Source organism: Negadavirga shengliensis (assembly GCF_042652345.1).
GTDB lineage: Bacteria > Bacteroidota > Bacteroidia > Cytophagales > Cyclobacteriaceae > Negadavirga > Negadavirga shengliensis.
Window position 1 is genome coordinate 1 of record NZ_JBHSJJ010000025.1, and the last position, 13,403, is coordinate 13,403.

At 44.6% G+C, this 13,403-nt stretch carries 8 protein-coding genes; 4 read left to right on the forward strand and 4 right to left on the reverse strand.

Going from position 1 to position 13,403, the window contains the following annotated elements:
• The 3 genes from ACFPFU_RS24730 to ACFPFU_RS24740 all read right to left on the reverse strand — a co-directional run.
• Window positions 1-1,921 (reverse strand): fibronectin type III domain-containing protein (locus ACFPFU_RS24730; RefSeq protein ID WP_377069270.1); only part of this gene is annotated, 1,921 nt, incomplete at its 3' end.
• A gap of 175 nt (window positions 1,922-2,096) precedes the next feature.
• Entirely contained in the window at window positions 2,097-3,476 is a 1,380-nt protein-coding gene (locus tag ACFPFU_RS24735) for an exopolysaccharide biosynthesis polyprenyl glycosylphosphotransferase (RefSeq protein ID WP_377069272.1), read from the reverse strand.
• 624 nt (window positions 3,477-4,100) lie between these two features.
• Window positions 4,101-6,659: a malectin domain-containing carbohydrate-binding protein gene (locus ACFPFU_RS24740; RefSeq protein WP_377069274.1), complete on the reverse strand. Its 2,559-nt coding sequence runs from the start codon at window positions 6,657-6,659 to the stop codon at window positions 4,101-4,103.
• A gap of 489 nt (window positions 6,660-7,148) precedes the next feature.
• Here ACFPFU_RS24740 and ACFPFU_RS24745 point away from each other — a divergent pair, with 489 nt between their 5' ends.
• From ACFPFU_RS24745 to ACFPFU_RS24760, 4 genes are all read left to right on the forward strand, one after another.
• Entirely contained in the window at window positions 7,149-8,147 is a 999-nt protein-coding gene (locus ACFPFU_RS24745; RefSeq protein ID WP_377069276.1) for a 3-oxoacyl-ACP synthase III family protein, read from the forward strand.
• 36 nt (window positions 8,148-8,183) lie between these two features.
• Window positions 8,184-8,771 carry a hypothetical protein gene (locus ACFPFU_RS24750; RefSeq protein WP_377069278.1) on the forward strand — a complete coding sequence of 196 codons (588 nt, stop codon included), beginning with the start codon at window positions 8,184-8,186 and terminating at the stop codon, window positions 8,769-8,771.
• Window positions 8,772-8,934: 163 nt separating this feature from the next.
• Entirely contained in the window at window positions 8,935-10,518 is a 1,584-nt protein-coding gene (locus ACFPFU_RS24755) for a toxin-antitoxin system YwqK family antitoxin (protein ID WP_377069280.1), read from the forward strand.
• Between the two features lie 353 nt (window positions 10,519-10,871).
• Entirely contained in the window at window positions 10,872-12,275 is a 1,404-nt protein-coding gene (locus ACFPFU_RS24760; RefSeq protein ID WP_377069282.1) for a DUF6600 domain-containing protein, read from the forward strand.
• A 127-nt stretch (window positions 12,276-12,402) separates the two neighbouring features.
• Here ACFPFU_RS24760 and ACFPFU_RS24765 read toward each other — a convergent pair whose 3' ends face one another.
• Entirely contained in the window at window positions 12,403-13,332 is a 930-nt protein-coding gene (locus ACFPFU_RS24765; RefSeq protein WP_377069284.1) for a sugar phosphate isomerase/epimerase family protein, read from the reverse strand.
• Window positions 13,333-13,403 lie beyond the last annotated feature (71 nt).

The window sequence follows — 13,403 nt, forward strand, 5'->3', positions numbered from 1 at the left end:
CCGAACCGCTGAAATCGGAGTTGGCAGATACCTGCAGGTGGTAAGAGGTGGCTCCCGTCACCGCATTCCAACTGAGGGTCGGCGGAAGGACAACGCCCGTAGCGTTGTTCGAGGGCGACACAAGAGACGGCGCGGGGGGAACGGTCACCGGTTCGGTTTCCGTGGTGAATGCCCTTGCTGCCGACCAGTCACCCGCCCCCGTACTGTTGGCCGCCCGGACGCGCCAGTGATACTGCGTTGCATATGACAGACCCGGTACCTCCGCGCTCGTCCCTGTCAGGCCATCCGTATTGTAGACCGGATTGCTGAAATCGGAGTTGGAAGAGACCTGCAGGTGGTAAGAGGTGGCTCCCGTCACCGCATCCCAACTGAGGGTCGGCGGAAGGACAACGTCCGTAGCGTTGTTCGAGGGCGACACAAGAGAAGGCGTAGGGGGAACGGTCACCGGTTCGGTTTCTGTGGTGAATGCCCTTGCCGACCAGTCTCCCGCCCCCGCACTGTTGGCCGCCCGGACGCGCCAGTGATACTGCGTTGCATATGACAGACCCGGTACCTCCGCGCTCGTCCCTGTCAGGCCATCCGTATTGTAGACCGGATTGCTGAAATCGGAGTTGGAAGAGACCTGCAGGTGGTAAGAGGTGGCTCCCGTCACCGCGTTCCAGCTGAGGGTCGGCGGAAGGACAACACCCGTGGCGTTGTTTGACGGCGACACAAGAGTCGGTGCGGAAGGCGGGATTACCTGCCCACCATCGGTGGCCAAAACTCCGGCAGCAACACCGTCCAATCTATGGGTAGCCAAAATTACCGTCTGGGTTTGGTAATTCGCTTTCATGCTTGTCGGGTTTCTATAACTGTCGGACCCACCTATCAAGGTATGAACCGGACCAAATGAGATATTTGGCGTAGCGGTCTCTTTATACAATATCTCGGCATCATAGGTTTGTGAAGCGTACACTACCTTTAATTTGTTCTGCGCATCATTCAGTATGGCCATTGGCGTGGTTCCTGTATTGGACACCTGGTATAAATCATCCCACACTCCCGACGGTCTTCTTACCAACAAAGCGATTAAAGGATGGTTGACATTATTGTAGCTGGTTTTCACCGCACAATACAATGTCCCGTCACCGGCAACGGCCATGTTCATATGGTCATCTGCCATGCCCCCGCCAACATTCAATGCGGACTGGGAGGCAGGTTGCTCGGTTTGGGTCCAATTTGTAGGAGAAGTACCATCCAGGTGTGTTTTAAAGCCGAATCGCTGGGTGACCTGATTGGACCAGAAAACCCCGATTTTTCCAGGCATGGCAATAACGGCAGCCCCATCATCTGAACGGACACCGTTTTCTATGGTAATGGGAGCACTCCAGTTGCTATACGGTGTGTCGCTCCATTGAACCTGTACCTCGGTGTTTCGCACATAAGCGACCCACATCCGATTGTGCCCATCCATATCTATGGTCGCAAAACCAACTTGATTGTTAAACTGGAAATTGACGATCGTTGTCCTATTTGACCATGGCACAAAGGTAGCATTACTTGCGACGTATTGCAGTGAAATCAGTTGAGAAACGTTGTTCTGAAAGACGAAAACGTGGACCACGCCATTTGCCACCTTGACGTCGGCACGCCCCCTCCTTGTGGTCAACTGCCGAATATGGGTCCATGAAAGCCCATCTAAGCGATACAGTTGCGTTCCGGTGGAGTTGGCAAGAACTGCCCAAAACTTATCATCATATTGAAAAACCTTGGATTGGGGCTTATCCGCAGTTCCTGCGCCTGCATCGATGGCCACCGGGTTAAGGGGGGTAACGGTCTGAAACCCTTCCTGAGCAGGCGCCTGTGTTTTAAAAGAGATCACCAAGAAAGCAATAAGCAAAATGATCCTATTGCGGAGAACTTTCTGTAATAATGGATGCATACTGAAATTTTAATAGTGAGTTGTTACAGGCATCTGGCCTCATTGCCCTATCCACTCCATTCCTGTTTTTCAAGTGAAATCTATTAGGCTGTTAGGTTCAACCCACCGCTTACATACCACATTTCAACGGATAAGTCCATTGAATCATTAACCGATATTCTCTTTGTTGAAGCGTTTAAAAAACCTTCGTGTGTGTCTTTTTTCCGAATATTGTAAGGTATATGATTTTTAAATCGAGATATAATGACCAATTCTTTAAATACCACAAATCATGGAGCGTTCTCTGACGCTTCTGCTCATCCGTTTCGGTGGGTCCTCTCCAGCCGTTTACCTGCGCCCAACCGGTGATTCCTGGTTTAAAATAATGTCTTAGCATGTACTTGCTTTGGCTTTGCTGAAACTGCTGATCCAAATAAATTCTATGAGGCCTGGGCCCCACCACGCTCATGTCGCCAAAGAAAACATTGATAAACTGCGGCAACTCGTCTATACTTGTTCTTCGTAAGAATTTACCCAGTTTGGTAATTCGTGGATCCTCCTCGGAGGTAGACATAACGCCTCCCCTGACGGGATCACTGTCGTTCATCGTACAGAATTTATACAGGCGAAATGGCTTCCCCCCCCTTCCTATCCTTATCGGACAATAAAAAACCGGCCGGTTGGACTCTAGCTTTATCAAACAGGCAATAACGAGAAACAAAGGAGATAGTATTGCAAGCATAAATCCCGAAAAAAACCAATCAAACCAGTCCTTTATTAAAAAAGACTTTCGGTTGTCCAACGGAAAATGCCGGGTATTAACCATTGTGAAATCCCCAAACCTTTCAGCTTTGTAAGGTTCCCCAACTACCCGCTCATAATTGGGCACGAACTTCACCCTCTTTCCATAATAATCCGCGATGTCCAGGATACGCTGTAATTTTCTAGCTTTTTTGATATCCACCGCCACAATGATCTCGTCAACATCATTATCATGAAGAAAATCCTTCATTTTCTCCAGGTCCATCGCGGCATCGCCATTGTCCAACCCTTCATGTTTTTCGCTATACCTCACAAATCCCTTGACGTTATATCCAGAAGTGTTCCTGTAAAAATCACTTATCCTCGTCAAAGAACCGTTTCCTCCAGCCAGCATAACAGGTCTCTCGGTGATCCGGCTTTTTTTAAACCTGCTTATAAGACTGATAATGATTAAGTTGGTAAACATACCGGCCAACGGAAAACCAAATGAAAATGCCAATAATACATTTCTGTAATGTGCGGGGAAACTGAAGATGATATAAATGATAATACACACCAGAATCAGTATCGAAGAAGATTTTAAAAAATTAACCTGTCTTATTTTAAAATCTTCGCGGGAGGGGAAATAATCCCGTCTTCTCCAAAACACAATCAATGCCCAAAGACCGATTAACCCAAAAAACAACTCCCAATCGGGGCCGTTCAATCCCTGCGTACGACTGAGGTAAATAGATAACCATAAAGTCACAATCAAAATCAGGGTGTTACTAACCAAATATAAGTTAGAGGTATTTTTACTGTTAGAATAATTCATAATGATCAGGGTTTGAAAAATGAAATCAAAACAAATTTTATGTTCCCCAACTCGCTTGACCTTTGCACAAGGAAAAGACAGTTGCCCACAATATTAACCGAGTATTAAAAATAGGTTAATTAATTATTTAATGCAAGGAAAAGCAAAAATAATATTTTGAAATACATAAAACATAGTGCAAAATATTAAATAAGGTTTACTGGCACAATTTTATATTAACACGTATTTGAAAAACTATATAAACAAATACAAAATCAAAAACTAAAAATATAGATATTCTTTTCATTATGTTTCTAATATTATAATTTTATAAATTAACAATTAATAGTGTTAAAATATAGTTTTTTTATGTCGTCCTTCATAATGAGACACCATTTGGCCAAAAATTTCAGCCTGGCCGCACTGAAATCTTTAAAAAAATGACATCCTTTTGGCGTTAAACTATAAAAACTGCACAACCCTGTATTCAAATCCATCAATTTGCCTACATAAGGATGTGCAGTTTTTCCGCCTTATCGGAATCATCAAAAAATTCAAAGAAAGCTTTGCCGGATACCAAAGACCGATTACCCGATATTAGCAAAACAGAGAATCACACTTTATATATTAACCGGACAGACCAATCTAAGGATGTACGAGTAAACGAAGCCGCTTCACATCCTGGCCGGCGCCCAACAAACTGATAAGATAAACCCCTTTTTTAAGTCCGTCAAGTGGAAGTATATAACCTTTTTCCCCTTTTTGAAGAAAATCAGGATAAAAGTGGTTAATGAGATTTCCCTGGCTATCATGCAGTAGAAAAGATTGGTAACCGCCGCTCAGATCCAAATAGACCCGGTCGCTCGCCGGATTGGGATAAAGCAAAACCTGAACGTTCCCGCCGGCATCCCCGGAGCCATATGCTTCACCCTGTGGTTCCCCGGAGGAATCCCCTTCGGCCATTTTCAAGTTTGTTCCACCCATGTCTGACTTTTGGATAATGGCTATTCCTGAAATAGAAGCCCTATTGGCCGAAGCCATCATATCCAAATTCAGAAGGCCGTCCTTCACCACAATTTCGTCAAACGCCAATTCAATTTCTTTATTGTTACTTTCTACAAACAGGTCAAAATTTTTCTTGACCGTTTTACCCTCAATTACGATATCAAAAACTCTTCTACCCCTCTGGGCCTTAGGCCCTTGATGCCCGAACCATAATTCATTGTGATAGGTCTTTATAAGGTAAGTGCCATTGGGCACGGTGATGGCATAACCTAGGTTGGGAGCATGACGTTCTGACTGAAACATGCGCTGATTGCTGGCCTTCGGGTACGTGTGTGTAGAGGATGAGGTGAAATATTCATAGGTTCCGATTTCACCCTGGAAGAGTTTGGCGTCATAGGTGTCTTTATTTTCTGTTCCTGTATTGATATACAGCTCAAACAATTCTCCCGGACCGGCTGCCCCATCCTGGGCACCGGGAGTGTGTGGAATGATTGACAAACCCGAAATAGTTGCCCTGTTGGACCATGCCTGCATGTTGATATTAAGCTTTCCGTCATTCACCTCAATATTTTCAAAAGCCAATTCCACCGGCTTATTGTTGCTTTCGGTGAATAAATCCAACCTTTCTTTTACCAAATCCCCTTCTATCCTTATATCGAACACCCGTCGACCCTTAATTGCAGGCGGTCCCTTTTTTCCAAACCATAATTCATTATGATAGGTTTTGACAGTGTACATCCCATTTTGTACAGGTATTTCTATTCTTAAGTCAGGAGCGTTTCGTTCGGTCTGAAACAGCGGCTCCTCACTTGCACTACTTTCCGAATAGGTATAAGTTGTGCTTTTGTAATATTCCTGCCCCGATTCCCCGGTAAAAATATTCGAGTTCCACCTGACCTCTGAACTACTGCCCAGGTTCAGGCTGATTCCTGACCGGGTTTCGGGATCACCAAGGGAGCCATCCGCTTCAGGAACATTGGCCAAAGGTGGCTTTTCCGGTTCTACCACGAGGAGGACTTCTTCCGAGGTGCCCATCAGACCTTTATTATCCCTCGCAACAGCTTTGAGTTTATGTGTTCCTTCCCCGGGATTAGACCATTTATACAAAAAAGGTGCCTGAGAGGACGATCCGAGGAAATTGTCTCCCCTATAAAAATCAACCTTGGTTATGGTGTTGTCGCCGTCGGCTTTCGCCTCAGCCCTGATTTCTATCCCCTCCCCGTAGGTGATTTTGGTTTCATTTTGGGGAGACGATATATTCACATACGGAGGATTGGCAGCCACCTGTTCTTCCTCTGGATCAGCCGGTAAATTTATGGATAAGTCGTCTACATATATCGAAGTAATATTGGGGTAAGTTTTATCAGCATAGGCGTTAATGCTGAACATGTTGGTATCAACTTCGGGCCTTAACGTATTTCTGAACTGGGTATCAATGATCAAAACATCATCCTGCCAAACCAGCACCCTGCCTTTATCCCCTCTGTCCTGAATAATCCTCATCTGGATTTTCACCCATTTTCTTACTGGAAGATCTACGCCTGCCGGGGCTCTCCAGGTGACATTTGGCGCGCCTCCCCAAAATTTTTGCAGGTCCGCCAAACTCAGGTAATTGGCGCCGCCGCTACCTGTTCCACCCCTTACTTCTATACCCAATACGAAATGAGGCAGATTGATTTGATCAGGACCTGTTCCGGCTCCACCGGGCGCAAACTTCACCCCCTTGGTCTGGATAAGGTTGAACCAATCATTGTTTCTATCGAAATCGATCCTGTTTGGAAAATAAAAATACTGTGTGAAAATCAGATCCTCGTTTTTGGATATTTCCCCCCACCTGTAATTTCTTGTGGCATGACCGCTACCATTTGTGGTATTTATGGACATTTTTAACGAATATTTGCCCGTCTTTGCCACATCAGTACTGACAACGCTGTTACCGGATTCGCTATTAAATTCCCCACCGCCACCGTTGACATACCATTCGTTCTGGGTGCCGTCTGTATGATTGGCAGACCAAAGCTGTTTTCCCAACTTATTGGAAGGGATTTTGTCCTGTAAAAGATCTTGTTTTTTGTAAAACACATTATTTAGTGTTTCAATAGCGTAAATGTTATTATAAAATACCGAATAAGCCAGGGAAAATATAATAAGCAAGTTTACCCTCCCATATTTGGAAATAAATGTAAAGACTGTTTTCATTGATTAAAGATTTGGTGGTTATTGCATTCTCTTTATCAGGATTTACCTCGAAAAAGGCAGTTAATTTTTACTTTTTTGCATTTTATTTTTTAGATGATTATTTTTTGTAATTCACATATATCAAAATACAATTTTGGACAAACATTTATCTTTAATAATAAACAACATAATATTTTACAATCAAAGCCTATATGCGGATTTTTTAAGGACCACAACGGAAGTATTAAAAGAACATTTTGCCTTTTGCATACCATCATCATTTTTTTAAATACAAGACACTAAAAAAACAGGACAACCTGTTATATTCTTAGTTATCTTGATCAAGGCATCTAGGAAAATCAATATGATTGCTTCTTGCACGGTACAGTAAAATGAGGTGACGTAGACGCGGAAGCACCGATGGATATGCATATGTGGTGCCAAAATGGAATTCCGAAGAATAAATAGCATATTTGCTTCTCGAAAACAACCTGATATTCCCATCAAGAAATGAGAAATTCCAAAATAACAGGCATTGGTCATTATCTTCCGGAAAGAGTCGTGACCAATAAAGAACTTTCCACCATGATGAATACCAGCCATGAATGGATAGTGGAACGGACAGGGATCGAAGAGCGCAGATGGTTTACGCCGGGGAAAGAAACGGTAACAAGCATGTCTGTAACAGCCTCCGAAATGGCCATCAAAAGGGCTGGCATCGATAAAAAAGACATAGATTTCATCATATTCGCCACCAGCACTCCCGACTACTTTATCCCGGGCAACGGGGTCTTGCTTCAGAGAGCGCTTGGATTACAAGGTACAGGGGCGTTGGATATCAGAAATGCATGTTCAGGTTTTATATACGCACTTTCCATAGCAGATCAATACATCAAAACCGGCATGTATAGCAACGTCCTTGTCGTGGGAGCGGAAATACAATCTTCAGCGCTGGACAAAAGCGATGCCGGCAGGTCCAGTGCCGTTATTTTTGCAGATGGTGCCGGAGCAGTGATCATGCAGCCATCCGAAAATGCGGGGGAGGGCGTTCTTTCTACCCACCTCCATGCTGACGGAGATTATGCGGAGGAACTATATGTTAGGGATCCTGGCAGCAGCCGGGAAACCAGGCTTTCGCCTGAACTCATTGAAAGCGGCTCCTTCAACTTGTCCATGAACGGAAACACGGTGTTTAAGCATGCTGTGGTGAAATTCCAGGAGGTGATACGGGAAGCGCTTGCGGCCAACAGTCTCCAAAGCACCGATATTGATTTGCTGATCCCCCACCAGGCCAATCTGAGAATCAGTCAATATATACAGGAGAAAATGGGGCTTCCTGAAAGCAAGGTTTTCAATAACATCATGAGATACGGCAACACCACGGCTGCAACCATTCCTATAGCCATGAGTGAGGCCTGGGAAGCCGGAAAAATAAATAAAAACGACCTTGTCTGCATTGCCGCTTTCGGGAGCGGGTTCACGTGGGCGTCCGCTTTGATACGCTGGTAATCCCTATTCTTAAACTTAACCAAAAGTTTGACAGCAATGGTAACATTATCTAAGGCACTCCCATTAATCCTCGATCACACTTATTTTGAGAAGATACATAGCATCAAATCCTCGTTCATCAGGTTGTTTTCCCATCTGGGAAACCGGCTGTCATCATTGGATCTTGAACGGGTCCATAGGGTATACAAAGGAATAAAAATAACCAAGGGGAATGAATTGCGCCATTGTCCTTATCAAGTTTTGGACTTGGTCAGAGACTTTGACAAAAACAACGGTTTCAACATACGTGTGCTTCACTGGTGGGGTCGCGGAATGTTCGTCATTATTTACTTCGGACAGGAAAATCCCTGCCTTGTCGACTCCCATCTCCTTCCTGGATATTTCAAAGAAAAAAATTACCGGCTTGGTTGCACCGCTTCGCCATGGGATTACGGAGGTATGATTGATGAGGCCAAGACGGCAGATTTTATAGACGGGCCAATGCTTGCCGCCCATCAGCAAAAATTCCGCCATATCCAATTGATAAGGAAAATTGAGTATGAAACAGAGTACGCGCTGATGGAAGAAACCCTTTACGAAGAACTTAGTACGATCTGTCAGCTGTTCATCAAAGATTCTGGCTGAAATAATTCATCTAGTAAAATTTTTCCATTATGTCAAGAAGATACCCCAACAAGTCTACTTTAAACTTTTTGGTAAAAGAATATAATTTTATAACTATAAAAAGTAAATTGGAACCAAGTTTGATGCCTTATCGTAAGACTAAATGAACCGATTAAACATACTTATGAAATATATTTTTGCACTCCTTGGAGTAGCGCTGTGGGCTTTCCAGGCTTCCGGCCAAAATCAAGCCGTCAACATCTACAACAAGGATTCCACTTTAATGGGGAACGGTGTCATGGTGAACAACAAAATGGATGGACTATGGAAGTTTACCAACCCAAAAACCAACACCTTGATTCAACAGGGAACCTTTCAAAATGGACTGAAAGACGGTCAGTGGATCTCATACCATCCCAACAATCAAAAGCACATCGTAGCGGAATATAAAAATAACAAACTCAATGGCGCCTATCAGGAGTTTGACAGGGAGGGCGCATTGTTGACAGAGGCGGTTTATCAGGACAGTGTGCTTGTAGGTCCCTACAAAGAATACTTTGGAAAACATGGCAGACCCAGCTATGTCAACCCGAAACTGGTAAAGACAGAGGGCAGGTATGAGGACGGAAAAAAGGAGGGAGAGTGGGTTTCTTATTATGAAAATGGAGAGACTGCCGTAAAAATCAATTATGTAGCCAACATCAAAGAAGGTCCTTATAAGGAATACATGCCGTTTGGTGAACTTGCGGTTGAAACCAACTACAAGGAAAACAGACCCCACGGCGAATTCAAGAGATACAGCCCAAGTGGCAGGCTAGAAGAAGAGGGGCAGTATGAAAGGGGAAGAAGAACAGGCAAGTGGATTAAATATTTCCCGGACACCAACATCATCGAAGCCGAAACAGAATATGACCCCTCAGGAAACAAAACCGGGAAATGGACCTATTATTATGAAAACAAAAGAACAGCGCGGGTCGAACATTATGAAAACAATATTGCTGTAGGGCGGTGGGAAGAGTTTTTTCCCAATAGATCATTGGCCAAAAGGGTAGACTACGAATTAGGTGTCCCTGTGGGTGAATATATTGAAAACCATAGTAACGGAAACCCTTCTGTACGCGGACAGTACGAAAACGGCGTCAAAACCGGCATCTGGAAAAGTTACTTTCCAGAGGGAAGATTATATTCCATCGGAGCCTACAGAAATGACCTCAAAACAGGCCTCTGGAAATATTTTAACAAAATAGGAATACTTGTTGCCGAAGGCGAATACCAAATAGGATTCGAAAATGGCCAGTGGTTCTACTACTACGACGGGGGACAGCTCAAATCAGTAGGCAGTTATCTTTTGGGACAAGAGGATGGCACTTGGGGCCTTTTTTATGATAACAAACAACTGACACAAGAGGAATTCTGGAAATATGGAAGACTCATTAATGTGAGTGAATACAATACTTATGACGGTTCCAGTACCCTTGACCCCGGTACATTGAAAGATGGGGATGGCACCAGGATAACTTATTATATCAACGGCCAGAAAGAATCCGAAGGAAACTACAAGTCAGGCCATCCTGACGGACAGTGGAAATATTACCACGACAACGGTCGGTTGGCATCGGAAGGAGGCATGGAAAACGGCAAAAAAGAGGGCCCCTGGAAATATTACAGCAGGGCGGGGAATCTTGAGGACATCATCAACTTTAAAAACGATGAGGTTGTATTGGATGAAGAACCCCAACCAAATGGGCTGTTCCAGGATTTCAATTAACGACAGCGGTTTTTCCATTTTAGTTAATGACAGCATTGAAATTTTGAAAGCGGTAGTGATACAGAAAGTATATCAAAAAAGCGGTAGAACACGTTCATCAACAGCGGCGAAAACATCTGGAACACCAACGATGAAAACGCTGAATCTAGCTTAGAATAATACAAAACCCATTAAGATAAATGCGGTGTCATATCACGAAAAACATGATATAACCCCTGAACAAAAAGGTTTTTTATATAATAAAATACTGCATTTAACATTTTTTAAGGATTTTTATTCTATTAATGATAATCTCGTAAAACTTTATAACACAGTCTCCCGTATACCCCATCAAGAACCAAACCTTAGTCGTCATGAAAAAGTCAATAAATAACCGGCTTCAAAAATTCATATTGAGTGGATTTTTATTATTAGGTTTGATGGCATTTTTGGCAGGAAAGACAGCAGAGGCCAAATCTAATAATTTTGCAGTATCTTTTCAGGTTTTCTATGATGAATTGATGCCCTATGGTGATTGGATAGATGATCCTCACTATGGCTTCATTTGGGTACCTTACGTAGAGCCTGGATTTCAACCATATAGGACCAATGGTTATTGGGTAATGTCCAGGTTTGGAAATACATGGGTATCCATGTACGACTGGGGTTGGGCTCCATTCCATTATGGAAGATGGTTTTATAGCGACCTGTACGGCTGGGGCTGGATCCCGGGATATGAGTGGGGACCGGCCTGGGTTGATTGGAGAACAGGTGGAGGATATTATGGATGGGCTCCGCTTCCTCCCAGGGTCCAGTTCTACGCGTCAGTCAGTTTTCCTGTATACAGCCGTTGGGTTTTTGTACCCAGAAGGAGATTGTTAAGCAGGAATATCTACAACTATTATATTCCAAGCAGGAATGTGACCGTGGTTTACAATCGAACGACTGTGATCAACAATACCTATGTGTATAACAACAGGACCTACATCTCCGGACCAAGCAGGTCAGAAATCCAAAAGGTTACAAGACGGAATGTGCCTGTCTATGAGGTAAACAACAGTAACAGACCGGGAAGGGCGGCCGTAAACAATAACACCGTACAAATGTACAGGCCGGAAATCAGGCAGGTTTCATCCCAGAGCAGGGAGCAAGCCAATGCCAAGCCCAGCAGGGTGATGACTTCCAACGAATTCAGGAACAACAGGTCAAATGTCGCCGCTGCTCCTTCAACTTCCAATGAAAGGAGAACCCCTAGGAATAATGACGCCACGGTCAGTTCCCCAAGGAATAATCAGGCTAACAGGACGGCTGCGCCCAACACCAGGCAGGTAAGTCCCGAACAGCCCCAAAGGCAAAATCAAAGGACGGTTACTCCGGAAAACAGGAACCAAAACCGTTCTCAAAGTGAGACACCCAGACAGGTGCAGCCGCCTCAAAATAATCAGCGACAGGCAGCACCCGCCCAAAGAGACGTGAAGCAGCAGGCACCTGTTCAGAGAGAGGCAAAACCGGCCCAAGCACCCCAGCAAAGACAGGTCGCCCCTTCTCCTCAGCGAGGCCAGGTCAGACAATCTGCTCCGGCACAGCGGCAGGTAAAACAGACTGCACCCGCACGGTCTTCATCCAGGGTGGCTTCACAACCCAGTAGGACACCGTCAAGCCCAAGGGTGAGCAACAGCGGGTCACAGGTGAGAAATTCTTCAGGGACATCCAGCCGCACCCAAAGGGCAAGCACCTCTTCCAATGCCAGGAGCAATTCCAGAAGAGGCGGGAACTAAACCACCGCCGGTTACAGTTCAATAAACTGTAGTGTCGAAGTAAAAGCAATAACTACCATTTTTTTCACAAAGAAAGGAAAGGGGTACCATTAGCCCCTTTCCTTTTGATATCCGGGTTCGGACGCTATCAGACAGCAGATGCCAGCCTTTTCATCTTATCTAATCCTGTCTTTGCTACTTCCAGTGGGTCCTGTGCCCAATAATCTCTGTTAAACAGTTCCAAAGAAAGCACTTTCTCCCCTCCCATGTTCTTCAGATCAGTAAGTATCTGGTTCATCGGAGCTGCTCCATCCCCAGGATAAACCCTGTCCTTGTCTTCTTGCTGTTCCCGTGGAATAGTAGCCACATAATCATTCATATGAAAAATCTCAATAGCGGACCCGTTGATCAGTTTAAGCCCGCCATACCCTGATCCGCCGCGGAATAAGTGATAAACATCCGCCAGTATCCTGGCATCGGGATCATCGGCCACCGCAGCCACCATCAAAGTCTGGCCCAAGTGGTGAAACGGAGCAAATGCCCCCCAAAACTCCAATTGAGGCATTACACCGGTACTTCTTCCCAAATCCAGCAATTTCCTATACTGTCCACCTGCTTTCATCATATCCAGGGGAGCTTGGGTACCAATCGCAGGCGCTGCCACACGGTTACATCCTATCTCTGCCAGCATCTCCATCTCCTCCTTCATTTGGATAAATCCAGCCCGGCTTTTCTCCTCATCAGGTGACATCCAGGGAGCAAAGCCAATGGCATTCTCAGCCTTCAGGCCATGATCATCCAATGCTTTCTTCAAATCACTGGCCGGGTTTCCCTCCTCAATAAATTTCTTGATATCCTCTATCCATAGCTCAATGCCATCATATCCCGCTTTGGAGGTAATTTCTATGTATTTTAGTATCCCTGGATTTTGTCCCCTAATGGTACTTGTGTTCAAACAGTAACGAAACCGGGAGGTTCTCTTTTGGGACAAAACCGAAGCTGTTGCAGTAAGGGGAGAAGCCATCATTGCGGCAGGTGCGAGCGACATGGTGGTAAGGATTTTTCTTCTACTGATCATTATTTTAGATTTTATTGACAGGTTTAAATAACACAGTTGTTCTTTGCCCTATGAAAGAATTGTTTTTATTC

Coding starts and splice junctions, on each gene's coding strand:
- ACFPFU_RS24735 (WP_377069272.1), bottom strand. CDS start 3,476: ATGAATTATTCTAACAGTAAAAATACCTCTAACTTATATTTGGTTAGT.
- ACFPFU_RS24760 (WP_377069282.1), top strand. CDS start 10,872: ATGAAAAAGTCAATAAATAACCGGCTTCAAAAATTCATATTGAGTGGA.
- ACFPFU_RS24745 (WP_377069276.1), top strand. CDS start 7,149: ATGAGAAATTCCAAAATAACAGGCATTGGTCATTATCTTCCGGAAAGA.
- ACFPFU_RS24740 (WP_377069274.1), bottom strand. CDS start 6,659: ATGAAAACAGTCTTTACATTTATTTCCAAATATGGGAGGGTAAACTTG.
- ACFPFU_RS24755 (WP_377069280.1), top strand. CDS start 8,935: ATGAAATATATTTTTGCACTCCTTGGAGTAGCGCTGTGGGCTTTCCAG.
- ACFPFU_RS24750 (WP_377069278.1), top strand. CDS start 8,184: ATGGTAACATTATCTAAGGCACTCCCATTAATCCTCGATCACACTTAT.
- ACFPFU_RS24765 (WP_377069284.1), bottom strand. CDS start 13,332: ATGATCAGTAGAAGAAAAATCCTTACCACCATGTCGCTCGCACCTGCC.